This window comes from Allobosea sp. RCC_152_1 (assembly GCF_041360765.1).
Taxonomy (GTDB): domain Bacteria; phylum Pseudomonadota; class Alphaproteobacteria; order Rhizobiales; family Beijerinckiaceae; genus Allobosea; species Allobosea spartocytisi.
In genome coordinates this window covers 254,361-275,638 of the sequence record NZ_JBFUPU010000005.1, presented here as the reverse complement: position 1 = coordinate 275,638, position 21,278 = coordinate 254,361, and the positions used below count along the sequence as shown (strand labels likewise).

Below are 21,278 nucleotides of genomic sequence, written 5' to 3'. Positions count from 1 at the left end.
GGCGTAGCCGTTGCGGGAGCATCGTCAACGCCTCGACAAATGGCTCTGCTTCGCGCGCTTCGCGCGAACGCGGCCGGCGGCCGTGCGTCTGGTGGAAGACGGCCATGTCCGCATTGCGGGGCGGCGCGCCGAGAACCCCGCACAGGGGCTCAAGCTGGGGGACGTGCTGACGCTCGCCTTGCCGCACGCCACCGTCGTCGTGCGGATCCTGGCCTTCGCCGAGCGCCGGGGCCCGTTCGAGACGGCGAGGCTCCTCTATGAGCGCCTCGACGAAGGCGGCGACGATCCCTCTCTTGCGGAGGGCGAGGGAGGCGACTAAATCCGGCCGCTATCGCCCGCAGGATCGATATGCGGCCATGCGGCGAACGAATTTCTCCCAGTGGATGCCGGAAGGGCAAAGTCTTCTGCCGAGCCCGGCGAAAACAATCTTGAAACCTGCGCCTGTCGGGGGTTTATGAGGTTGTTTAGAAGTGTTGGAAGGGCCGGCCCATGACCTATGTGGTCACCGAGAACTGCATCAAGTGCAAGTACATGGATTGCGTCGAGGTTTGCCCGGTCGACTGCTTCTATGAAGGCGAGAACATGCTCGTCATCCACCCCGACGAATGCATCGATTGCGGCGTCTGCGAACCGGAATGCCCGGCCGAAGCGATCAAGCCCGACACCGAGCCCGGCCTCGAAAGCTGGCTGCAGCTCAACACCAAATACGCTGCGAGCTGGCCGAACATCACGCAGAAGAAGGACGCCCCGGCCGATGCGAAGGCGTTCGACGGGGTCGCCGGCAAGCTCGAGATGTTCTCGCCCGAACCGGGCGAAGGCGACTGATTTTCGCCGCTTCGGACGGTCCGTTCTGCGTTAACCATGACCGTGCCGCGCGCATGGCGGCGGATGGTTGCCCGCGTTTACCTTTGATTCGGCGTGTTTTTTGTGCTACACACAAACTCAGTCGAATTCGTTCCGCATGCCCCCTGCGAGGTTTTCACAAACGGGGCGTTCCCAAAGATCGCGTGCAACATGAAGGGCCGGCGGCTTTTCGCCGGAACAATCCGTTGTTCGCTTCTGTGGGCGAGATGAACCAATCGACTGAGGGAGCGTGAAGCGCCGCATCACCGCGTCGCGTCAGGCGGAATGTCCCCGGCCATCCGGACGGGGACGGATCATCGCGCGCCCGCCACGGCGGGCCGGTCAGGAGTCGTAACGGCATGTCTACGGTGAAGAAAGCTGCTGTGCGCCAGGGTTTCAAGACGGGCGAATACGTCGTCTATCCGTCCCATGGCGTCGGACAGATCACGGCGATCGAAGAGCAGGAAGTCGCCGGCTTCAAGCTCGAGCTGTTCGTGGTCAGCTTTGCCAAGGACAAGATGACCCTGCGCGTTCCCACCGCCAAAGCCATCAGCGTCGGGCTGCGCAAGCTCGCCGATGCCGAAGCCGTCGCCAAGGCGCTGACCACTCTCACCGGCCGCGCCCGCGTCAAGCGCACCATGTGGTCGCGCCGCGCGCAGGAATACGAGGCGAAGATCAATTCGGGCGATCTCGTCGCCATCGCCGAGGTGGTGCGCGATCTCTATCGCTCCGAGGCCCAGCCCGAGCAGTCCTATTCCGAGCGCCAGCTCTATGAAGCCGCCCTCGACCGCATGGTTCGCGAGATCGCGGTCGTCGACGACGTCACCGAGATCGAGGCGCTCAAGAAGATCGAGGGCCAGCTCGCCAAGTCGCCGCGCCGGGTCGGCAAGGGCGAGGCCGTCGAGGCGGATGCCGAGCTCGAAGGCGACAACGACGATCTGCAGGAAGAAGCGGCCTGAGCCGTTCCTGTCGGATCCCGGAATGCGAACCCGGCGGGCGACCGCCGGGTTTTTTGTTTGCCGAGCCCTCGCAATGACGGGTGAAGGCGCCCGCTACTCGCCGATGACCTTGTAGCGCTGGCCGGGTGTGAGCGCGGCGGCGCGGTCGAACCCGTTCAGGAGCTGGAAGAGCTCGGCCGGCCGGTCCTGCTCCGGCATGCGCTCCGCCATGCTCGCCACCGTGTCGCCCGGCGCCGCGTTGACGATACGGATGCGCAGCGGCCGGGCGGTCTGCGCCTCGGCCGGCGTCAGGGCCCGGAAGCTCTCGACGATGCTGCGCATCGGGCGTTCCGGATCGGCGGCGCCGCGCGCTGCCAGGATGAAGCGGTAGACGCGGTCGCCGAACTGCACGGCCGCCAGACGGAACGTCCAATCCGTGCCCTTGCCATGGGCGATGACGGCGGGCTGCCCGCCCATCTCGATCTTCTCGATTCCGGTTGTCTCGACACCCTCGATCCAACCGGCCGCGACATAGGATTCGAGCGTCTGGTCGGGCTTGAGCGTCACGGAGTCGAAGCGCAGGGCCTGCGCGCCATTGGCGCTGACGCCGATGACCATGTCCTGCGCCGCTTCGAGGCTGAAGCCGTCCGGCGCCGAGAAGGAGATGCGCAGCGAGCTGTTCACATAGCGCCGGCCGCGCACCACGCCGTCGCGCGGATCGTCGCCATAGGCGAGGCCGTCGATGGCGGTCAGCCAGCGGCCGGCATCGTGCTCGCCCAGGCCCGGCGCGGCGATCTGGCGCGCGGCGGCGGTGACGGCGGCGATGCGCTCCGGCGTCTGCGGATGGGTCGCGAGCATGTCGAGGCGCTTGTCCTCCGCGCTCTGCTGCTGCTGCCCGCTGTTGCGGAAGGCAGTGTTGCGGCCGAGCGTGTTGAGGAAGCGGCTCGCGCCGTAAGGGTCGTATCCGGCGCGGGCGAGGCTGGTGACGCTGATCTTGTCGGCCTCGAATTCCTGCTGGCGCGAGAAGCGGGCGAGGGAGAGCTTCGAGCCCGCCTGGACCGCGGCGCTCTGGTTCGGATCCTTGAGCACCTGCGAGACGACCTGGTTGACCAGGGCCGATTCCGCCTCCTTCTCGGCGCGCTGGACCGCATGCTGGGCGGTAACGTGCCCGATCTCATGGGCGAGGACCGAGGCAATCTCGGAGGTGTCGTTGGCGAGCGCCAGCAGGCCGCGCGTGACGTAGAGCCGGCCGTTGGGCAGAGCGAAGGCGTTGACCGCCGGCGAGTTCAGGATGGTGATCTCATAGGCGCCGATCTGGCCGTCGCTGGTCTTGGCGAGGCGCTGGACGATGTCGTCGAGCGCGGCCTTGGTGCGCGGCGCGCGATATTCCCCGCCGAAGGCCGCGAGCAGGCGCTGATGCTCCTGGTCGGAGGCGCGCTGGACGGGGCTGATGCGCGGCGCGATCTCGCCGTCGCCCGACATGCTGGCCGGCAGCACGGAGGTCTGGTCGCCGAAGCACCCGGCGAGCAGCAGCGCGAGGGCAAGGGCGCCGAGCCGCTTGCCCCGTCCTGCGAACCGTGTTGGCCAGACTTTCCGCATCCCTCAGTCGATCAGTTCCAGCGCGGCGTGCGAGGTGACTTCGAGCAGAAGGCCACCGCGGCCCGCGAGCACGCCATAGGCTCGCAGGCGTTTACCGCCGAGTGCAGCCGGGGTCCAGCCCGCCTCCTTCAGTTCGCGCCAGAGCTTGCGTGACAGAACGATCGAGGCCGCCTCCCCGGGCCGGCGCGAAAAGTTCAGATAGGTCCGCTGCGAGCGCTCGCCCACGGACGCGATCCGGCCTTCCAGCATGACGTAGCGCCCCTCCTGCCCCTTGACGGCGGCGAGATCATGACCGTCGATCGCCAGCGGCGTCAAACCTTGGGCCGCCGGCGGCAAAACTTGCGAGGCAGAGGTTACCTTTGTCTGAATCGCGGTGGGGCCGGGCGCGCAACGCGCTACCTGCGCTTCTGCCAAGGGCAGGGCGGCGCCGCTCTTCTGGAGCAGTTGCGCGATCTCTTCGCGCCCGGCACCGGGCGCGGCCTCGACGAAGAGGCGGGCCGGCCAGCGACCCCAGCGATCCTTCTCGCCGGTGATCGCAAGCAGGATGTCGCGGCCGAGAAAGGGCGCGAGCCCGGATCGGAAACGGGCATCCTCCGCCGCATCCTGGCGAGGTGCCAGGCCGACCAGCCGCAAGGCGCGGCCATCGGCCAGGAGCGGATCGCCGGCGGCGTCGAAGCCCGAGAGGCGTGCCGGCACCGTCTCGACCGCCTCGACGCCGCAGGGCGTGGCCGAGCGGGCGGCAAGCGGCAGGGCGCCGAGGAGCCACAGGCCGAGAAGAAGGGGCTTCACCGTCATCGTGGTTATGCTACAGGGAGTTTCGTGCGTCCCGGTAGCTCAGCAGGATAGAGCAACGGTTTCCTAAACCGTAGGTCAGGGGTTCGAATCCCTTCCGGGACGCCATTTTACCCTCCTGTTCCCATCTGGGAATCGGCTCGGCCATGGCATCGGGCCGGACGGCGAAATCCGCTTTTCCCGAACCATCCGATGCCACACCAGGCAGATGGATCGCCGTTATCGCGCCCGGCAGGGCGCGCGGCGATCTAGGCGTCAGGTTTCCGGCAAGCTATGCAGGGGGCATGGATACCGTCGCGCCGCAAGAGCTGTTCTCCCATGTCCGCATCGTCATGGGCATGGTGATCGGCCTCGGCATCACCCGCATGCTCCTGGGCATTGCCGGCTTCATCCAGCATCCCGGCCGCAATCGCGTCTCGCTGCTGCACATGCTCTGGGTCGGCTCGATCCTGCTCGAACTGGCGCTGTTCTGGTGGTGGGAGTTCGCGCTGTCGCGGATCCCGAGCTGGAGCTTCGGCGTCTTCCTGTTCCTGATCGGCTATGCCGTCGTGCTTTATCTGCTCGCGGCGCTGCTCTTCCCGGATTCGATCGCGGAATATGCCGGCTACGAGGATTTCTTCATCAAGCGGCGGCGCTGGTTCTTCGGGCTGCTCGCCGTCGCCTTCCTGCTCGACGTCGTCGACACGCTGATCAAGGGGCTCGACCATTGGAGCCAGCTCAGCGGTGATTATCTGCTGCAGGTGCCGATCGGGCTGGCCTTCTGCGTCGTCGGCAGCATCTGGGCGGATCGCCGCCTGCAGATCGCGATCGCTATCACCCACCTCGTCTATCAGTTCTACTGGATCATCCGCCTCCTCTCCGCCATGCACGGATAGGATTCAGCTTCCGGTCTCGGTCAGCGCCATCTGCCAGAAATCGGCCTCCAGCCGCGAGGCCTTGGCGAAGAGGGCGGTGAGCTCGGCGAAGCGGCGCTCGGTCATCGCGCGCGCGGCGAGATCGTCGAGATGGCGGCGGGCTTCTGCGGCGACCTGCTGATAGGTCTCCCCGGCATATTCGCCGATCCAGTCGCGATAGGGATGGTTGGCAAGCGCCCCGGCGCCGTCCGGTGCCAGATTGCGGCCGATCTCGGCATAGCCGATGACGCAAGGGGCAAGCGCGACATGCAGGTCGAGCAGGTCGCCCGCCATGCCGCAATCGAGCACGAAGCGGGTATAGGCGATGGTGGCCTGATGCTCCGGCGCGGCTTCGATCGCCTCGGGCGAGAGGCCCCAGCGCCCGCAGAGCCGGACATGCAGATCCATCTCGACATCGAGGATGGCGTCGAGGCCCGCCTTGGCGGCGCGCATATCGGCGAGGCTGCGGCCCTTGTAGATCGCCAGCGCATAGGCGCGCGCGAACTGGATCAGGAAGAGATAATCCTGGACGAGGTAGTCGCGGAAGGCCTCCTGCGGCAGGGTGCCTGCGCCCATCCGGCGGACGAAGTCGTGATCGACGTAAGATTGCCAGTCGCTGCTGGCTGCGGCCTTCAATCGCGCGAAGAGATCCATCTCAGTGCTCATAGGCGGAGTCGAAAAAGGCCAGTTCAAGCGCGACCGCGCGCAGGAAGAAATCGCGGCTCAGCGCCTCTTCGGCCGGGCCGACGCGGTCGAGTTCGGCGCGCAGGAAGGCGACGAAATCGCGGAAGTCGGGATTGTCGTGCAGGGTGATCCATTCGGCATGGACGAAGTTCTGCGGCAGCGGCGCCGTGGCCTTCGTCGCCCAGTCGAGATAGAGCCACTCCGCCACGTTCAGGACGGCCAGAGCGGCGGCGTAGGAGCGGGTCGCGGCGGCGTCCCGCATGATCGCCTTGAAGCCGGCCGTGGCCTGCGTGTCCGGGCGCTGCTCGCGCTGGGCGGCGGTCACGCCGAGCGCCTCGAAGGCGCGCAGGAAATAGGTGTTCTCCTCGCCTGAGACCATGCCGATGAAACGGCCGAAGCGCAGCCGCGCCTCGAAGCTGTCGGTGGTGGCGACGGCCGCGCCGAGCAAGGTGAGGAAGGCGTCGAGAAAGCGGTGGTCCTGGATCAGGTAGCGCGCCATCACGGCGTCGGAGACCGTTCCGGAGAGCAGCTCGCGCACGAAGCGATGCTCCGTCGCCTGCGACCAGAGCGGCTCGCTCGCCTGCCGCAAGGTCTCGCTGAAACGTTCGGTCATCATGTCGTCTCCGGAAGGGCAGGCATCACGGCAGCGCCGGATCCGGGCAATCTAGGCGCGCCGGGAATTCCGCTCAACTCTTTGTTCCATATGCAAAATTGGAACAGTTCGAAGATGCGAGGGCAGCCGCCGTGGGCGGTCAGGCGGTTGCGGTTCCGGCCTTCGCGAAGGGGGCGAAATGGCGGACGACCTGACGGTAGACGCCCTGCTTGAAGGGGATAATCAGCTCCGGCGTCTCGGCAAGCGGGGCCCAGCGCCAGGCGTCGAACTCGGCCTTGTGGCCGCCGGCGGGCGTGAGGATGTCGATTTCGCTGTCGGAGCCGGTGAAGCGGAAGGCGAACCAGCGCTGCGCCTGGCCGCGCCAGCGGCCTTTCCAGGCCTCCTGGCCGATATCGACCGGCAGATCGTAGCTCAGCCAACCCGGCGCCTCGGCCAGGAGCTCGACGGAGGTGATGTTGGTCTCCTCCTGCAATTCGCGCCGGGCGGCTTCCAGCGGCGTCTCGCCCTTGTCGATGCCGCCTTGCGGCATCTGCCAGGCATGGCCGGGGGCGACATGCTCGCGCTTGGTCTTGTCGGCGCGCCGGCCGATGAAGACGAGGCCTTCGGCATTGAACAGGGCGAGACCCACGCAGGGGCGGTAGCCTTCGGGGGCGTCGTCGGTCATCGCGGAGATCCGGTCGGGAGAGAGCCTGCGGGGCGCGAGCCTGGGCCGAGCGAGCCTGTGCTCTTGGGGTTGCGGAAACCCCGCGCGGCGCTCACCGGCACGATCGCGATCTTCTTGGCTTCGAGGGATTGCGCCCATTGCGCGATCCGCTCGATCGAGACGGGCAGGGCGCTTGCCGCCGCGACGACGATGCCCTGGTCGCGCGCCATCGCTTCCAGATTGGCGAGCTCCTTGTCGATGGCGTCGGCGCGCGCCACCGTGTCGATGGTCCGGTCGATCCTGAGCGCCGGGATCTGGGCGCGGCTGGCTGCCGGCGCGAGCTGGCTGCGCGCCGAGGAGCCATCATCGACGACCAGGAGCCCGCGCCCGGCGAGATCGCGCAGGATCGGCGAGAGGGCGCCTTCATCCGCCGTCAGCCGGCCGCCGAGGAAGTTGATGATGCCGACATAGCCGGTGAAGCGGCCGAGCGACCAGTGCAGCTTGTCCAGATTGTCGGACGACTTCGGGCCGGTCAGCAGCGTATGCGGGCCGGGATCGTTGTCGGGATAGTCGAAGGGCTCCATCGGGAGCTGGAGCAGGACCTCGTGCCCCTCGCCGCGGGCGCGCTGGACGGTGCGCTCCAGCTCGGTGCCATAGGGCGCGAAGGCGAGCGAGACCTGTGGCGGCAGCCGCGTGATCGCATCCGACGTGCCGCTCTGGCTGATGCCGAGGCCGCCGACGATCAGCGCCACCCGTCCGGCCGGCTTGGTCGCGGGGGCCGGGCCGAGCGGGCGGGCATAGATCTGCGCCGGGGTGGCGCCGTCCGGTGCGGTCTTCGGCAGCAGGCCGTAGCGCGTGCGCTCGACGAGGCGGTCATCGGGGGCGGGGGCGAGCTTGATCGGGCCGGCGTCGTCGGGAACGGTGATGACGATGGCGCCGGGTGCGTCCGAATCCGGGCGGTAGACGGTGACGCCCGCATTGCTCTCGAGCTGCGCGGCGCTGGCGGGACCGCGCGGACCGGGATTGGTCCCGGGGTCCGGGCCGGCCGAGACGGCGACGGGCGGTGCGGCGTGCTTCTCGATGCTCGCGACGGCCATGGGTTCGCCGCCATCGGGGTCGCGACGCAGGGCGACGACGAGGAGGAGGCCGAGAAGCACGGTGCCGACCAAACCAGCCGCGGCGGTCGCAAGCCAGCGCCCCCACGGCCTGTTCACGCGCGCAGGCTTGTCCTGGCCGAGCGGCCGGTTGAGGTCCGTGAGCGGCATTCCGGCCAAAGGTCAGCCGTCCTAACAGATTGCGACGCGGACCCGAATCAGTGGTCCGCGCGCTAGTCTTGTCGTCTTAGCCGCCCGCAGTCGAGCCCCGAGGCGCGCTCGGGGCCGCTCGTCAGGGCTTGGGCGCTTCCGGCGTGGCCGGCGCCGCGGGGGCGGCCGGAGCGGGAGCGGGCGTTGCGGCCGGGGTCTCGGCCGGCTTCTGGGCGAGCGCGGCGGCATCCTTCTTCACGCCGTGAAGCAGGTCGATCGCCGCGATGAGCTGCGTGTCCTTCTTGGGATCGTTCGGGACATAGGAGCTCGAGCCGGACTGCTCCTCGCCCTCGCCGGCCTTGAGATGGCCCTTGAGCGCGGCTTCGCCCTTGTTGTCGACGAGCTTGTCCTTGAGCTCGGCCGGGATGTCCTGCAGCACCTCGATGTCCGGCGTGATGCCCTTGGCCTGGATCGAATTGCCCGAGGGGGTGTAGTAGCGCGCCGTGGTCAGGCGCAGGCCGCCATTCGAGCCGAGCGGGATCACGGTCTGCACCGAGCCCTTGCCGAAGGAACGCGTGCCGATCAGCGTGGCGCGCTTGTGGTCCTGCAGGGCGCCGGCGACGATCTCGGCCGCCGAGGCGGACGAGCCGTTGATCAGCACGACGACCGGCTTGCCCTTGGTGAGGTCGCCCGACTTGGCATTGAAGACCTGCGTCTCCTCGGCGTTGCGGCCGCGGGTCGAGACGATGCGGCCGCGCTCGAGGAAGGCGTCGGAGACCAGCACGGACTGGTCGAGGCGCCCGCCGCGGTTGTTGCGCAGGTCGATGATGTAGCCCTTGAGCTTGTCGGCGCCGATCTCGCTGGTGGTCTTGTCGATCGCCTTGCGCAGGCCGTCATAGGTCTGCTCGGAGAAGGTGCCGATGCGGATATAGGCGATGTCGCCCTCGACGCGCTCCTCAACCGCCGGAACGACGATGGTCTGGCGGGTCAGGGTGAAGTCCAGCGGCTCCGTCTTGCCGGGGCGCTCGACCTTCAGCGTCACCTGGGTGTTGATCAGGCCGCGCATCTTGTCGACCGCCTGGGTGAGGGAGAGCCCCTTCACCTCGGTGCCGTCGATCTGGCGGATGATGTCGTTGGCGAGGATGCCGGCCTTGGAGGCGGGCGTGTCCTTGATCGGCTTGGCGACCTTGAGGACGCCGTCCTCCATGGTCACCTCGATGCCGAGGCCGCCGAACTGGCCGCGCATGTCGGTGTCCATCTCGCGGAAGGACTTGGCGTCGAGATAGGAGGAATGCGGGTCGAGCGAGGAGACCATGCCGTTGATGGCGGCCTCGATCAGCTTCTGCTCGTCGGGCTTGTCGACATAATCGGTGCGGATCTTCTCGAAGATGTCGCCGAACAGGTTGAGGCTGCGATAGACCTCGGCCGAGGCGGCAACGGCGCTGGTCGAGCTCAACAACCGCGTCTGGGTAGCCAGTCCGGTCAGGCCCGCGCCCATGATGGCGCCGGCGAGAACGAGAGAAACCTTGCGCATCATCCGCGAACCTTTTCGCCTTGCGATTTCGTCCACCACGGCGTCGGATCGACCGAAACACCGTCTTTTCTGAATTCTATATACAGGACCGGCTGGCCGGTTCCCACTCCTACTGTCGTCGCCGCAGCTTCCGATGTTTCGCCCATCACCGCAACCGGCTCGCCGGCGAGCACGAACTGGTTGAGGGCGACATCGATGCGCTGCATTCCTGCCAGCAATATGTAGTATCCGCCGCCGGCATTCAGGATCAAGAGCTGCCCGAAAGAGCGGAACGGACCCGCATACACCACCCAAGCGTCAGAAGGCGCCGAAACTAGGGCGCCGGGACGGGTTTCCAGTGAAATCCCGCGCGTGGTGCCGCCGGCGCCGTCCGCATCGCCAAAACCACGCAATCGTGAACCCGCGGCGGGCAGCGAGAGCAGGCCGCGGGCGTCGGCGAAGGCGATCTTGGGGGCGAGCCGGGCCGGGTCCTTGAAGGCGAGCGCGGTCATGCGTTCGCGCTGCTCGCGGGTTTCCTGCTCGATCGCCTGGCGGGCCGCTTCCGCCGCCTTGCTCGCGACGGAGATCTCCTTCTCGATCTTCTCGACGAAGTCGCGCATCGAACGCGCCTGGCCGGCGAGCTGGTCGCCCAGCGCCTTCTGCGCATCGACATCCTTGGCCGCGCTGGCCTCGCGCTCGCGCCTTGCCTCGATCAGCGATGCCAGGCGCTGGCGCTCGGCCGCGAGCTGCTCCATCTCCGCGCCGATCCGGGTCTTCTCCGCGGCGATGTTGTCGCGCAGCCGCACCAGCTCGGCGAGGTCGGTGCCGAGAATCTCGACCTCCTGCCGCAGGTCCGGCACCACGGCGCCGAGCAGCATCGAGGCCCTGACCGCCTCGAGGATATCCTCGGGCCTGACCAGCACGGCCGGCGGCGGGCGCCGGCCGATGCGCTGGAGCGCCGCCAATACCTCGGCGATCAACCCGCGCCGGCTCTCGAGCGAGCGGCGGATCGCCGCCTCGCTGGATTGCGACAGAGCGAGCCGCTTCTCGAGGTCGCCGAGCTTCTCTTCGCCGGCCTGGGTGCGGGCCGTCGTGTCGAGCAGGGCCTTGTTGAGCGCGGCGCGGTCGGCGCGGATCGCGGCGATCTCGCCTTCGAGCTTGCGGCGGACTTCGATATTGCCGTCGAGGCGCTGCTCGATGGCCTTCAGCTCGGCCTCGCGCGCCTGCTTCTCGACGAGCTTCTGCATCGCCTCGCGCTGGAAGGCGTCCGGATCGGGCGTGGCGCTCTGGGCGAGCAACGGCGATGCCGTGCCGAGGAGCAGGGCGGCAGCTAGGCCCAGACGGGGGAGCGCGGTGCGAATCATCGGCTAAGCGCGAGTCATACGCGATGATAGGGGTGCCCGGCGAGGATCGTCATCGCCCGGTAGACCTGCTCCAGCACGAGCGCGCGCACGATCTGGTGCGGCAGGGTGAGCGCGCCGAAGGCGAGGGTGATGTCGGCGCGGTCGCGGATCGCCTCGCTCAAGCCGTCGGCACCGCCGATGACGAAGCTGGCATGGGCGATGCCGCCATCGCGCGCGGCAGCGAGGCGGCTGGCGAAGGCTTCGCTGCCGAGATTCTTGCCGCGCTCGTCGAGCGCGACGATCAGCCCGGGCGACGGGAGCCTGGCGAGGATCGCCTCGCCCTCGTCGCGCTTGCGCTCCTCGGGCCGGCGGCCCCGGCTTTCCGGCAATTCGACGATCTCGGGACCGCTGAAGCCGATGGTCCGGCCGAGCGCCACCGCGCGCTCGCGGTAGCGCTCGCAGAGCTCGCGTTCCGGCCCGTCCTTGAGCCGGCCGACCGCAATAAGCGCGAGCCGCATGAGGGTTTCGACCCTATGCTGAGATCAGCTCACGAGACGTTCGTTCGGGCGATCGGTGCCCCACATCTTCTCGAGATTGTAGAACTGGCGCACTTCCGGCCGGAAGACATGGACGATGATATCGCCGGTATCGATCAGCACCCAGTCGCAAGCCGGCATGCCCTCGACCTTCGGCGTGGGCAGTCCGGAGCCCTTGAGGGCTTCGATCAGGGCCTCGCTGATGGCGGCGACATGGCGATTGACGTTGCCCGAGGCGATAATCATCGCGTCGGCCAGCGACGTCTTACCAACGAGGTCGATCACCGTGATGTCCTCGGCCTTCATGTCTTCGAGGACACGTTGCGCAAGGGCGATGCTATCGGCGGAGGGGTTGTCCGCAACAGCAGCCTGGGGAAGCGGCTTCGGCTCGGCTTCACCAAGGGTTTGACGGTTCAGTGACGTATCCTCTCGATCTCGACGCGCTCTCGGCGCGACGCAGGTAAAATAAGCCGGATAGGTCCGGAGTTCAATCGCGTCCGGCCTGTCGGCGCAGCTTGGTCGAGGACAGGTCCGAACGGCGGCCATGCAGGAACACCCAGGCGGGCGGGTGTATCCGTGCCAGCGCCGCGCCCTCGCTTTCGGGAATGCGCCAGCGCGACATCCAGTTGGCGGCCGGCGAGGCGATGGCGCTGTGGGTCGAGCCCGGCCGGTCGACCACGGCGATCGGCATCATCCGGGCGATGGCGCGCCACTCGTTCCAGCGGTGGAAGCTGGCGAGATTGTCGGAGCCCATGATCCAGACGAAGCGGACGCCGGGGCAGCGCCGCTTCAGGGCGCGCAGCGTGTCGGCGGTGTAGCGGGTGCGCAGCCGTGCCTCGATGCCGGTGACGTGGATGCGGGCATGGTCGGCGAGCTTGCGGCCGAAGCGGATGCGCTCGGCCAGCGAGGGGAGGTTGCTGTTGTTCTTCAGCGGGTTGCCGGGAGTGACGAGCCACCAGATCCGGTCGAGCTGGAGCCGCTGCAGCGCTGTCACGCTGGCCATGCGATGGCCGTCATGGGCGGGGTTGAAGGTGCCGCCGAACAGGCCGATGCGCAGGCCCGGCGCGAAGGGCGGCAGCCGCAGATGTTCCATTGTGGCGATCGGCTGGGATGTCACGAGAGCGCTTGCGTCAAGGCCGGGTCTGGCCGCAGCCATGGACGCGGTATTTGAAGGAGCAGAGCTGCTCGACGCCGACCGGTCCGCGCGCATGCATCCGCCCCGTCGCGATGCCGATCTCGGCGCCGAAGCCGAATTCGCCGCCATCGGCGAACTGGGTCGAGGCGTTGTGGATCACGATGGCGGAATCGACCTCGGCGAGGAAGCGGGCGGCCGCCTCCGCATCCGCCGTGACGATGGCGTCGGTGTGGTGCGAGCCGTAGCGCTCGATATGGTCGATCGCCGCGTCGAGGCCGGGGACACGTTTCACCGCGATGATGCGGTCGAGATATTCGGTCGCCCAATCCTCCTCCGTCGCGGCCGTGACGCGGGCATCGAGGCCTTGCGTCGCCGCGTCGCCGCGCACCGCGCAGCCGGCATCGAGCAGGGCGGCGACAAGCGGCGCGAGATGGGTCGCGGCGCAGGCTTCGTCGACCAGCAAGGTCTCGGCCGCGCCGCAGACGCCGGTGCGGCGCAATTTGGCGTTGAGCAGGATGTCGCGCGCCATGGCGAGGTCTGCGGCGGCATGGACATAGACATGGCAGTTGCCGTCGAGATGGGCGAAGACCGGCACGCGCGCCTCGCTCTGCACGCGGGCGACGAGGCTTTTCCCCCCGCGCGGGACGACGACATCGACAGTGCCGCTGAGCCCCGAGAGGATTTCGCCGACGGCGGCGCGGTCGCGCGTCGGCACGAGCTGGATGGCGTCGCCGGGCAGGCCGGCCGCCTCCAGACCTTCGCGCATGGCGGCGGCGATCTCGGTGGAGGAGCGGAAGGAATCGGAGCCGGCGCGCAGGATCGCGGCATTGCCGCTCTTCAGGCAGAGCGCGCCCGCATCGGCGGTGACGTTGGGGCGGCTCTCGAAGATCACGGCGATGACGCCGAGCGGGGTCGCGACGCGCTCGAAGCGCAGGCCGTTCGGCTGCGTCCATTCCGCCAGCACGCGGCCGAGCGGATCGGCCAGCCCGGCGACCTCGGCGACGGCGTCGGCGATGGCTGCGAGCCGCTTCTCGTCGAGGGCAAGGCGATCCATGAAGCTGGCGCTCAGGCCGGCCGCCTTGCCGTCGGCCAGGTCCTGCGCATTGGCGGCCAGGATGCGGGCGCTGCGGGCGCGCAGCGCCTCGGCCATGGCGAGGAGGGCGGCGTTGCGCCGGTCGGCGGAGCTGAGCGCGACCTTGCGCGCGGCGGCGCGGGCGCGCCGCCCGACCTCCTGCATGACTTGCTGCACGACTTGGCCGACTTGCCTGTCGGCCTCGCTCGTCGCGATGATGCGCAGCGCGCTGTCGCTCGTCATCCTGTCCCGCCCAAAATATGCATCCGGCTTTGTATTTAGCTCAGACCGAGCGCCATGTCGTCCCGGTGGATCATCTCGGCCCGGCCGGGATAGCCCAGCACCGTCTCGATGTCGCGCGAGGCCTTGCCGAGCACGAGCGCGGCTTCCGACGCATCATAGGCGACGAGGCCGCGGCCGAGCACCTGCCCGGCGGGGTCGCGGATCAGCACGGCGTCGCCGCGCGAGAATTCGCCCTCGATGCGGCTGACGCCGACCGGCAGCAGGCTTGCCCCGCCGCGCAGCGCCCGGGCTGCGCCGGCATCGACATGCAGCGTGCCGCGCGGCTCGAGCGAGCCGGCGATCCAGGTCTTGCGCGCGGTCGCGGGTGTGGAGGCGGTGAGGAACCATGTGCAGCGCCCCCCGGCGGCGATGGCGGCGAGGGGATTCTTGGCCCGCCCGTCGGCGATCAGCATATGCGTGCCGCCGGCGGCTGCGATCTTGCCGGCCTCGATCTTGGTGCGCATGCCGCCGCGCGAGAGTTCGGAAGCCGCGCCGCCGGCCATGGCGTCGATCTCGGGCGTGATGCGCTCGACCACCGGGATGTGCCGCGCCTCGGGATCCTTGGCGGGCGGGGCGGTGTAGAGCCCGTCGATGTCGGAGAACAGCACGAGCAGGTCGGCGCCGGCCATGGTCGCGACCCGCGCCGCGAGCCGGTCATTGTCGCCGTAGCGGATCTCGGTGGTGGCGACGGTGTCGTTCTCGTTGATGACGGGGATGGCGCGCAGGTCGAGCAGGCGCCCGAGCGTCGCGCGCGCGTTGAGATAGCGGCGGCGCTGCTCGGTGTCGGCCAGCGTCAGCAGGATCTGGCCGGCGGTCAGGCCATGGGCGCCGAGCGCCTCGGCCCAATTGCGGGCGAGCGCGATCTGGCCGACCGCCGCCGCCGCCTGGCTCTCCTCCAGCCGCAAGGGGCCGGAGGGCAGGCCGAGCACGGTGCGCCCGAGCGCGATCGCGCCCGAGGAGACGACGAGGATGTCGGCGCCGCGCTGGTGGAGATCGGCGAGGTCTTCCGCGAGCGCGGCCAGCCAGGCATGGCGCAGGCGGCCGCGGCTCCGGTCGACCAGCAGGCTGGAGCCGACCTTCACGACAATGCGGCGAAACTGGGCGAGGGTGGGCGTGTTCACGGGTGCGGAACCGATTGCGGCGACGTTCATGCCTGTTTGGGGAAAACCGCGCGGATGTAAAGCGTTGGCGCCGTGAGGACGGGCAGGCGAGGGACGCATCGGCGGCCGCCGAAGTTGACAATGGGGGCCAGCGCACCCATATCGGGGCTCGCTTCGGTTGCACTCGCCGCGTTTTCAGCGCCTCTGCGACTTTTCCGTCACTCCGGACTGCTTCTGGCCGCCGCCTTTCGCGACGGCACATCGCGTCCATTCCCAACAGGAGGCCGCAATGCAAGTTCTCGTCCGGGACAACAATGTCGATCAGGCCCTGCGCGTACTGAAGAAAAAGATGCAGCGCGAGGGCGTTTTCCGCGAGATGAAGCGCCGTTCCGCTTACGAGAAGCCCTCCGAGCGGCGCGTGCGCGAGAAGGCCGACGCCATCCGCCGCGCTCGCAAGCTCGCCCGCAAGCAGGCCCAGCGCGAGGGTCTGATCGCCGCGCCGAAGCCCAAGCCGCGTCCGGTCCGCGCTGGAAGCGCACCGGCTCCGCGCTGATTTCGATACCAATTCACCGCAATCTGGATTATTGCGCCCGCGCAGGCTGCAGATAGCCCGTGACAACCCGAGAGAAGACCACCCTTGAAGAACCCGAACGACCGCAGCTTCACTGACCGTCAGGCCAACTCCGCCAAAGCCAAGCAGGCGCTCCTCGAGCGTTTCAAGGCGCGGCCAAAGGCCGATGACCCGGTCATGATGCAGCGACGCGAAGAGCGGGAAGCCATCGCGCAGGCCCGCGCCGAGCGCGAGGCGGAGAAGGCCAGGCTTCGCGCCGAGAAGGAACGGCTGGAGGCGAGCGAGCGCGAGCGCATCGCGGAAGAGAAGCGCCAGCAGGAAATCGCCCGCGAGGCCGCCCGCAAGGCGGAGCAGGCCAAGCGCGATGCAGAGCGTCCCCGCAAGGTGCTGCTCGAAGCCGTGCAGTACATGCAGATGCGCTCGGCCGGCAAGCGCCGCTGAGACATCGAGCAGGTCGCCGCACATGTCCCGACGGGACATGGAGCGAGCGAGAGGATCTGGGGCGCCGCGGGCGCCCCTTTTCATGTCCGCCTCACCTCGTCCGAAGGCCGGCCCGCATTCCCTCTGCGATCATGGCCAAAAGGTGACCGAAGCCGTTCGGCGTGCTATCGGCAAAACCGGCCGTGCAGATTAATCTGCTGGCGTTTTGAACCTTCCTCCCGCTCGCCGCGACGAATGGATGCGAGCCGGGATGCCTGGCCTTCGAGGGGCAATGCATACGGAATCGGACGAGGATCTCGTCAAGCGGATCGCTTCCGGCGACCGGCTCGCAATGAAGGTGCTGTTTTCGCGGCACCAGGTGCGGGTCTACCGTTTCGTGCTGCGGCTCGTCCGCGACGAGACGCTTGCCGAGGATGTGATCAGTGACGTGTTCATGGATCTCTGGCGACAGGCTGATCGCTTCGAGGCTCGCGCCTCGGTCGCGACCTGGTTGCTCGCCATTGCCCGCAACAAGGCCTGGTCGCTCCTGCGCAAGCGCCGCGACGCCGAGCTCGACGAGGATTACGCCAACACGATCGAGGACGAATCCGACGGCCCCGAGGTCGTCCTGCAGAAGCAGGACAAGGGTCTCGCCATCCGCGCCTGTCTCGAGCGGCTCTCGGCCGAGCATCGCGAGGTCGTCGACCTCGTCTATTATCACGAGACTTCCGTCGAGGAGGTCGCGCGGATCGTCGGGATCCCCGAGAACACGGTCAAGACCCGGCTGTTCCATGCCCGCAAGAAGCTGGGCGAAATGCTCAAGGCCGCCGGCATCGACCGTGGCTGGCCGTGACACGAAGCGATTGGTGAAGTGCGGCAAGGCCGCTGCAGGAGTGGCGTCATGACCGACAGCATCGCAAGCGATCCGAAGCGCCGCGAGCTCGAAGAGCTGCTGCCCTTCTACGCCAATGGCCGCATTGCCGCGGCGGACAAGGCCCGCATCGAGGCGGCGCTCGCGACCGACGCCGAGCTCGCCGCCCGGCTCGAGATCATCCGCGACGACATGGCCGAGACGGTGCTGCTCAACGAGCATCTCGGCGCGCCGTCGCCGCGGGTCCTGGAGACGCTGATGGCCGGCATCGAGGCCGAACCCCGGCAGATGCCGCTGCTGACCCGTGCCAAGGGCGGCTTCCTCGGCTGGCTCGGCAGCCTGCTGGCGTCCCAGCCGCCGCGCCGGCTGGCCTATGCCAGCGCCGCGGCCATCGCGCTGATCGCAATCCAGGCCGTCGCCATCGGCGGGCTGGCGCTGCGCGACGCCGGCGCCGGGTTCCAGACCGCCTCCGCTCCCGGCACGCGGGCTTCGGAGCGCTATGTGCTGCTGAGCTTCGCGCCCGATGCGAAAGCCGGCGACATCGCCTCCTTCTTCAAGCGCTTCGATGCCTCGGTGGTCGATGGGCCGCGCGCCAACGGCTTCTTCAAGGTGCGGGTCGGCGACGCCTCGCTTTCGCCCGCCCAGGTCGATGCGATTGCCGCGCGGATGAAGGCGGAGAGTGGTATCGTCAGCTTCGTGGCGGCGACACCGTGACGAAGGCTTCCGGCGCGGCGGCGGCATGCCGCGGTTCCCTCGGGTGAGGCAGGAGGATCAGGCCATGCTCCCGACCCTTCCCACGCGACGTTTCCGGCGCCTGCGACGCCTCGCGGGCGCGGGGCTTTTCGCGTTCGCCCTCTTGCCGGCGCTTGCCCTGGCCCAGTCGCCGTCGTCCGGCCCGTCCCGGCCGCAGGGCGAGACGACACGGCGCGCCGTGGCGCCGGGCGGCCAGCCGCCTTCGTCCGCGACCTCGCCCAGCCGCTCGATGCAGGTGCCGCCCGGCCTGTGGGCTCAGCCGCGCCAGGCGCGCAGCCTGGTTCCGGCGCAGGACGAGAACCGCTTCGTGCCCGACGAGGTGCTGTTCGAGCTCGCGCCCAATGCCGATGCCGATACGGTGCTGCATCGCTACGGCGCGACGGTGATCGCCCGGCAGCGCTTCGAGCTCGCGGGCGTGACGATCATCCGCGCCAGGCTCGAGGCGGGGCGCGACCTGCGCGCCGTGCTGACGCAGATGGGCGATGACGACGCCATCGCCGGAGCGCAGCCGAACTTCCTGTTCGAGCTGCAGGAGGATGCGCCCAAGCCGCTCTCCGGCCTTCCGACCGGGGCGAGCACCGCCTCCAGCGATGCGCGCAGCCAGTCGACCCTGCCGACGCTGCGGCTTTCCGATCCCACGCCCGCGGCCCGCGCGCCGGGAACGATGCGCCGGGTGCTGCCGCCGCAATATGTCATCGGCAAGCTGCATCTCTCCGAGGCGCATAAGCTGGCGCTGGGCCGTGGCGTGCGCGTCGCGCTGATCGATTCCGGCGTCGACATGGACCATCCGGAGCTGCGCGGCTCGGTCGCCGGCTATCTCGACGCGGTCGACGGGCTGGCCACGCCGCATGCCCATGGCACCTCGATGGCGACGGCCATGGTCGCGCATGGCGAGCTGGAAGGCATGGCGCCGGCGGCGCGGCTGCTCGTCGGGCGGGCCTTCGGCGGCCCGCAGACGAATTCGGCCAATGGCAAGTCGTTCCAGATCCTGACCGCGCTCGACTGGGTGGCGCAGCAGCGGGCCAAGATCATCAATCTCTCCTTCGCCGGCCCGCAGGACCGCCTGCTGTCCCAGGCGCTGGTCGGCGCGAAGGAGCGTGGGCTGATCGTGGTGGCCGCGGCCGGCAATGGCGGGCCGAAATCCGGCCCGCTCTATCCCGGCGCCGATCCGAACGTCATCGCGGTGACGGCGACCGATGCCGACGACAAGCTGTTTCCCGATGCCAATCGCGGAGGCTACATCGCCGTGGCCGCGCCCGGCGTCGACGTGCTGACGGCGGAGCCCGGCGGGCGCTACGTCTTCTCCTCGGGCACCTCGATCGCGACGGCGCATGTCTCCGGGCTCGTCGCTCTGCTGGTCGAGAAGCAGCCCGATCTCGACCTCGCCAGCGCCCGCAAGATCCTTGCCGACAGCGCCGTCGACCTCGGCGCGAAGGGGCGCGACCCCCTCTTCGGCGCCGGCCGTGTCGATGCCGAGGCGGCCGTGGCGCGGGTTCTGCCGGTCGCGACCGCGAGGCCGTGAGCGGCCCGCGCTCTTGACCTTGGCCGCCGCATCGGCCTGATGGCGCGATGCCGCGCCCGAAACTTCTTTTCGTTGCCACCGAGGACTGGTTCTTCGCCTCGCATTTCCTGCCGATGGCGCGGGCGGCGCGCGAGATGGGCCTCGACGTCGCGGTCATCGCCCGCGAGCGCAACCACCGGCGCGTGATCGAGGCGGCAGGGGCGCGATTGATCGCGCTGGAGGCGGAGCGGCGCAGCCTCGATCCGCGCGCGCTGTTCAGGCAGGTCACGGCGCTGAAGCGGATCATCGCGGCCGAGAAGCCGGACATCCTGCACTGCATTGCATTGAAGCCGATCGCGCTGGCCGGCCTTGCCGGCAAGCTCGCCGGCATCGAGCGACGCGTCTATGCGCTGACCGGGCTCGGCTTCCTCGGCGCGAAGCAGGGCCTGCTCGCGGCGCTGGCGCGGTTTGCCGCGGTGAGCTGGCTGCGCGGCGCGATCGACGGCAGGCAGGTGCGCTTCCTGTTCGAGAATCCGGACGACCCCGTCACGCTCGGGCTCGATCCGCAGGATGCCGCCAAGGTCGCGATCGTCGGCGGGGCCGGCGTCGATCCGCTGATCCTGATGCCGTCGCCGATGCCGGCGACGCCGCCCTTCAAGGTCGCGATCGTGGCCCGGATGCTGTGGTCGAAGGGCGTCGATCTCGCGGTCGAGGCGATCAGGCTGGCGCGGGCGGAGGGGGTGAAGGTCACGCTCACCATCCATGGCGCGCCCGACCCCTCGAACCCGAAGGCGATCCCCGAGGCGACGCTGAAGGAATGGACGGCGCGGCCGGGCATCGTCTGGGCCGGGCCGACGCGCGACATCGAAGGCGTCTGGAAGGCGCATCATCTCTGCATCATGCCGTCGCGCGGCGGCGAGGGCCTGCCGCGCACCATCCTGGAGGCCGCTGCCTGCGGCCGGCCGATCCTGACGACCGACGTGCCGGGTTGCCGCAGCTTCGTGCGCGAGGGGCAGAACGGCATGGTCGTGCCGCCGGACGATGCGGCGGCGCTGGCCAAGGCGCTCCTCGTCTTCGCCCGGGCGCCGGGGCTGGCGGAGCGGATGGGCGCCAATGCGCGCGCGCGCCTGCTCAACGGTCATACCGAGCGCGACGTGATGAATGTGGTGAAGGCGCTCTATCGCGGCCTGCTGGCGCAGCCCACGACGGATGTGGCGGCATGAACGCGCTGGCGAGCGAGCCGGATCGCGCCGCCTTCATCCGTGCCCATACGCGGCTCCTGCCGGTGCCCTATGCGCCGGAGATCGCGCTCCATGTCGCCGAGGAAGCGACGGAACTTTGGCAGAAGACCGAGGATGAGCTCGCCGTGATCGGCCTGCCGCCGCCGTTCTGGGCCTTCGCCTGGGCCGGCGGGCAGGCGCTGGCGCGCTATCTGCTCGACCATCGGGAGATCGTCGCCGGCCGGCGCATGCTCGATTTCGCCTCGGGTTCGGGGCTCGTCGCCATCGCGGCGATGAAGGCGGGCGCGGCCAGCGTCGAAGCCTGCGACATCGACGCCTTCGCGGCGACTGCGATTGGTCTCAATGCGCAGGCGAACGGCGTCGCGGTGGCGGCGCGGCTCGAAGATCTGATCGGCCATGACGAGGGCTGGGAGGTGATCTGCGCCGGCGACGTCTGCTATGAGCGCGCCATGGCGGAAGCCGTGATCGGCTGGCTCGGCGCGCTGGTGCAGCGCGGCGCGACGGTGCTGATCGGCGATCCCGGCCGCTCCTATCTGCCGAAGGACCGGCTCGAGTCCATCGCCAGCTACGAGGTGCCGGTGACGCGCGCGCTGGAAGATGCCGAGATCAAGCGCAGCTCGGTCTGGCGGTTGAAGAGCTGAACGGGTCTTGCCGAAGGCAGGCCCTCGGAACCACGCTGCGAAGCGATCCG

24 protein-coding genes and 1 tRNA gene are annotated in these 21,278 nt (G+C 68.9%); 12 read left to right on the top strand and 13 right to left on the bottom strand.

Going from position 1 to position 21,278, the window contains the following annotated elements:
* Positions 1-10 precede the first annotated feature (10 nt).
* The 3 genes from AB6806_RS18480 (at position 11) to AB6806_RS18470 (ending at position 1,802) form a co-directional block, all read left to right on the top strand.
* Entirely contained in the window at positions 11-319 is a 309-nt protein-coding gene (locus tag AB6806_RS18480) for an RNA-binding S4 domain-containing protein (protein ID WP_038363042.1), read from the top strand.
* A 170-nt stretch (positions 320-489) separates the two neighbouring features.
* Positions 490-825 carry a ferredoxin FdxA gene (gene fdxA / locus AB6806_RS18475; RefSeq protein WP_038363045.1) on the top strand — a complete coding sequence of 112 codons (336 nt, stop codon included), beginning with the start codon at positions 490-492 and terminating at the stop codon, positions 823-825.
* Positions 826-1,202: 377 nt separating this feature from the next.
* Positions 1,203-1,802 (top strand): CarD family transcriptional regulator, encoded by a 600-nt coding sequence (locus tag AB6806_RS18470; RefSeq protein ID WP_038363047.1) that lies wholly within the window; start codon positions 1,203-1,205, stop codon positions 1,800-1,802.
* A gap of 93 nt (positions 1,803-1,895) precedes the next feature.
* Here the strand turns inward: AB6806_RS18470 and AB6806_RS18465 are convergent, their stop codons facing one another.
* Together AB6806_RS18465 and AB6806_RS18460 are read right to left on the bottom strand one after the other, a co-directional pair.
* Positions 1,896-3,380, bottom strand: coding sequence for a M48 family metalloprotease (locus AB6806_RS18465; protein WP_142023049.1), 1,485 nt, complete (start codon positions 3,378-3,380; stop codon positions 1,896-1,898).
* A 3-nt stretch (positions 3,381-3,383) separates the two neighbouring features.
* Complete coding sequence (locus AB6806_RS18460) at positions 3,384-4,175, bottom strand: hypothetical protein (protein WP_142023050.1); 792 nt, start codon at positions 4,173-4,175, stop codon at positions 3,384-3,386.
* A gap of 28 nt (positions 4,176-4,203) precedes the next feature.
* On the opposite strand from AB6806_RS18460, the gene AB6806_RS18455 reads away from it, so the two are divergent.
* Positions 4,204-4,280, top strand: a tRNA-Arg gene (locus tag AB6806_RS18455).
* A 176-nt stretch (positions 4,281-4,456) separates the two neighbouring features.
* Positions 4,457-5,047 carry a hypothetical protein gene (locus tag AB6806_RS18450; protein ID WP_248312605.1) on the top strand — a complete coding sequence of 197 codons (591 nt, stop codon included), beginning with the start codon at positions 4,457-4,459 and terminating at the stop codon, positions 5,045-5,047.
* Positions 5,048-5,050: 3 nt separating this feature from the next.
* On the opposite strand, the gene tenA is transcribed toward AB6806_RS18450, so the two are convergent.
* The 11 genes from tenA to proB all read right to left on the bottom strand — a co-directional run bounded on the left by tenA (position 5,051) and on the right by proB (position 15,251).
* Complete coding sequence (tenA, locus tag AB6806_RS18445) at positions 5,051-5,719, bottom strand: thiaminase II (RefSeq protein ID WP_113251932.1); 669 nt, start codon at positions 5,717-5,719, stop codon at positions 5,051-5,053.
* A 1-nt stretch (position 5,720) separates the two neighbouring features.
* Complete coding sequence (locus AB6806_RS18440) at positions 5,721-6,365, bottom strand: TenA family protein (RefSeq protein ID WP_370955107.1); 645 nt, start codon at positions 6,363-6,365, stop codon at positions 5,721-5,723.
* Positions 6,366-6,501: 136 nt separating this feature from the next.
* A complete protein-coding gene (locus AB6806_RS18435; protein WP_142023051.1) occupies positions 6,502-7,026 on the bottom strand; it encodes an RNA pyrophosphohydrolase in 525 nt (174 codons plus the stop codon).
* A complete protein-coding gene (locus AB6806_RS18430) occupies positions 7,023-8,270 on the bottom strand; it encodes a divergent polysaccharide deacetylase family protein (RefSeq protein WP_370955106.1) in 1,248 nt (415 codons plus the stop codon). Before AB6806_RS18430 ends, AB6806_RS18435 begins: the two co-directional genes overlap by 4 nt.
* A gap of 121 nt (positions 8,271-8,391) precedes the next feature.
* A complete protein-coding gene (locus tag AB6806_RS18425; RefSeq protein WP_112763119.1) occupies positions 8,392-9,783 on the bottom strand; it encodes a S41 family peptidase in 1,392 nt (463 codons plus the stop codon).
* Positions 9,783-11,126 (bottom strand): murein hydrolase activator EnvC family protein, encoded by a 1,344-nt coding sequence (locus AB6806_RS18420; protein WP_370955105.1) that lies wholly within the window; start codon positions 11,124-11,126, stop codon positions 9,783-9,785. Before AB6806_RS18420 ends, AB6806_RS18425 begins: the two co-directional genes overlap by 1 nt.
* Positions 11,127-11,140: 14 nt before the next feature.
* Positions 11,141-11,623, bottom strand: coding sequence for a 23S rRNA (pseudouridine(1915)-N(3))-methyltransferase RlmH (gene rlmH, locus AB6806_RS18415; RefSeq protein WP_370955104.1), 483 nt, complete (start codon positions 11,621-11,623; stop codon positions 11,141-11,143).
* Between the two features lie 24 nt (positions 11,624-11,647).
* Positions 11,648-12,187, bottom strand: a complete 540-nt coding sequence (gene rsfS / locus AB6806_RS18410; protein ID WP_081925377.1) for a ribosome silencing factor — start codon at positions 12,185-12,187, stop codon at positions 11,648-11,650.
* A complete protein-coding gene (locus AB6806_RS18405) occupies positions 12,129-12,734 on the bottom strand; it encodes a nicotinate-nucleotide adenylyltransferase (RefSeq protein ID WP_038363075.1) in 606 nt (201 codons plus the stop codon). Before AB6806_RS18405 ends, rsfS begins: the two co-directional genes overlap by 59 nt.
* A gap of 37 nt (positions 12,735-12,771) precedes the next feature.
* Positions 12,772-14,013: a glutamate-5-semialdehyde dehydrogenase gene (locus AB6806_RS18400; RefSeq protein WP_370955211.1), complete on the bottom strand. Its 1,242-nt coding sequence runs from the start codon at positions 14,011-14,013 to the stop codon at positions 12,772-12,774.
* Between the two features lie 113 nt (positions 14,014-14,126).
* Positions 14,127-15,251 (bottom strand): glutamate 5-kinase, encoded by a 1,125-nt coding sequence (gene proB, locus AB6806_RS18395; RefSeq protein WP_038364123.1) that lies wholly within the window; start codon positions 15,249-15,251, stop codon positions 14,127-14,129.
* Between the two features lie 268 nt (positions 15,252-15,519).
* Between proB and rpsU the strand changes: the two genes are divergently transcribed.
* The 7 genes from rpsU to AB6806_RS18360 all read left to right on the top strand — a co-directional run bounded on the left by rpsU (position 15,520) and on the right by AB6806_RS18360 (position 21,228).
* Positions 15,520-15,783: a 30S ribosomal protein S21 gene (gene rpsU, locus AB6806_RS18390; RefSeq protein ID WP_038363081.1), complete on the top strand. Its 264-nt coding sequence runs from the start codon at positions 15,520-15,522 to the stop codon at positions 15,781-15,783.
* 84 nt (positions 15,784-15,867) lie between these two features.
* On the top strand, positions 15,868-16,242 hold the full coding sequence (locus tag AB6806_RS18385) for a DUF6481 family protein (RefSeq protein ID WP_370955103.1): 375 nt from the start codon (positions 15,868-15,870) through the stop codon (positions 16,240-16,242).
* Between the two features lie 271 nt (positions 16,243-16,513).
* Entirely contained in the window at positions 16,514-17,074 is a 561-nt protein-coding gene (locus tag AB6806_RS18380) for a sigma-70 family RNA polymerase sigma factor (protein ID WP_113251937.1), read from the top strand.
* 48 nt (positions 17,075-17,122) lie between these two features.
* Positions 17,123-17,806 carry an anti-sigma factor family protein gene (locus tag AB6806_RS18375; protein WP_133565445.1) on the top strand — a complete coding sequence of 228 codons (684 nt, stop codon included), beginning with the start codon at positions 17,123-17,125 and terminating at the stop codon, positions 17,804-17,806.
* A gap of 64 nt (positions 17,807-17,870) precedes the next feature.
* Positions 17,871-19,367 carry a S8 family serine peptidase gene (locus tag AB6806_RS18370; RefSeq protein WP_133565446.1) on the top strand — a complete coding sequence of 499 codons (1,497 nt, stop codon included), beginning with the start codon at positions 17,871-17,873 and terminating at the stop codon, positions 19,365-19,367.
* 47 nt (positions 19,368-19,414) lie between these two features.
* Entirely contained in the window at positions 19,415-20,569 is a 1,155-nt protein-coding gene (locus AB6806_RS18365) for a glycosyltransferase family 4 protein (protein ID WP_370955102.1), read from the top strand.
* Positions 20,566-21,228: a class I SAM-dependent methyltransferase gene (locus AB6806_RS18360; RefSeq protein WP_133565447.1), complete on the top strand. Its 663-nt coding sequence runs from the start codon at positions 20,566-20,568 to the stop codon at positions 21,226-21,228. Before AB6806_RS18365 ends, AB6806_RS18360 begins: the two co-directional genes overlap by 4 nt.
* Positions 21,229-21,278 lie beyond the last annotated feature (50 nt).

What these genes read in the sequence shown, in the direction of transcription:
- rpsU (WP_038363081.1), top strand. Translation starts at nt 15,520, where the DNA reads ATGCAAGTTCTCGTCCGGGACAACAATGTCGATCAGGCCCTGCGCGTA.
- AB6806_RS18425 (WP_112763119.1), bottom strand. Translation starts at nt 9,783, where the DNA reads ATGCGCAAGGTTTCTCTCGTTCTCGCCGGCGCCATCATGGGCGCGGGC.
- AB6806_RS18370 (WP_133565446.1), top strand. Translation starts at nt 17,871, where the DNA reads ATGCTCCCGACCCTTCCCACGCGACGTTTCCGGCGCCTGCGACGCCTC.
- AB6806_RS18465 (WP_142023049.1), bottom strand. Translation starts at nt 3,380, where the DNA reads ATGCGGAAAGTCTGGCCAACACGGTTCGCAGGACGGGGCAAGCGGCTC.
- rsfS (WP_081925377.1), bottom strand. Translation starts at nt 12,187, where the DNA reads ATGGCCGCCGTTCGGACCTGTCCTCGACCAAGCTGCGCCGACAGGCCG.
- AB6806_RS18365 (WP_370955102.1), top strand. Translation starts at nt 19,415, where the DNA reads ATGCCGCGCCCGAAACTTCTTTTCGTTGCCACCGAGGACTGGTTCTTC.
- AB6806_RS18380 (WP_113251937.1), top strand. Translation starts at nt 16,514, where the DNA reads ATGCATACGGAATCGGACGAGGATCTCGTCAAGCGGATCGCTTCCGGC.
- AB6806_RS18450 (WP_248312605.1), top strand. Translation starts at nt 4,457, where the DNA reads ATGGATACCGTCGCGCCGCAAGAGCTGTTCTCCCATGTCCGCATCGTC.
- tenA (WP_113251932.1), bottom strand. Translation starts at nt 5,719, where the DNA reads ATGGATCTCTTCGCGCGATTGAAGGCCGCAGCCAGCAGCGACTGGCAA.
- AB6806_RS18400 (WP_370955211.1), bottom strand. Translation starts at nt 14,013, where the DNA reads ATGCAGGAGGTCGGGCGGCGCGCCCGCGCCGCCGCGCGCAAGGTCGCG.
- AB6806_RS18460 (WP_142023050.1), bottom strand. Translation starts at nt 4,175, where the DNA reads ATGACGGTGAAGCCCCTTCTTCTCGGCCTGTGGCTCCTCGGCGCCCTG.
- AB6806_RS18375 (WP_133565445.1), top strand. Translation starts at nt 17,123, where the DNA reads ATGACCGACAGCATCGCAAGCGATCCGAAGCGCCGCGAGCTCGAAGAG.
- AB6806_RS18420 (WP_370955105.1), bottom strand. Translation starts at nt 11,126, where the DNA reads ATGATTCGCACCGCGCTCCCCCGTCTGGGCCTAGCTGCCGCCCTGCTC.
- AB6806_RS18470 (WP_038363047.1), top strand. Translation starts at nt 1,203, where the DNA reads ATGTCTACGGTGAAGAAAGCTGCTGTGCGCCAGGGTTTCAAGACGGGC.
- AB6806_RS18430 (WP_370955106.1), bottom strand. Translation starts at nt 8,270, where the DNA reads ATGCCGCTCACGGACCTCAACCGGCCGCTCGGCCAGGACAAGCCTGCG.
- AB6806_RS18405 (WP_038363075.1), bottom strand. Translation starts at nt 12,734, where the DNA reads ATGGAACATCTGCGGCTGCCGCCCTTCGCGCCGGGCCTGCGCATCGGC.
- AB6806_RS18435 (WP_142023051.1), bottom strand. Translation starts at nt 7,026, where the DNA reads ATGACCGACGACGCCCCCGAAGGCTACCGCCCCTGCGTGGGTCTCGCC.
- fdxA (WP_038363045.1), top strand. Translation starts at nt 490, where the DNA reads ATGACCTATGTGGTCACCGAGAACTGCATCAAGTGCAAGTACATGGAT.
- AB6806_RS18440 (WP_370955107.1), bottom strand. Translation starts at nt 6,365, where the DNA reads ATGATGACCGAACGTTTCAGCGAGACCTTGCGGCAGGCGAGCGAGCCG.
- AB6806_RS18360 (WP_133565447.1), top strand. Translation starts at nt 20,566, where the DNA reads ATGAACGCGCTGGCGAGCGAGCCGGATCGCGCCGCCTTCATCCGTGCC.
- rlmH (WP_370955104.1), bottom strand. Translation starts at nt 11,623, where the DNA reads ATGCGGCTCGCGCTTATTGCGGTCGGCCGGCTCAAGGACGGGCCGGAA.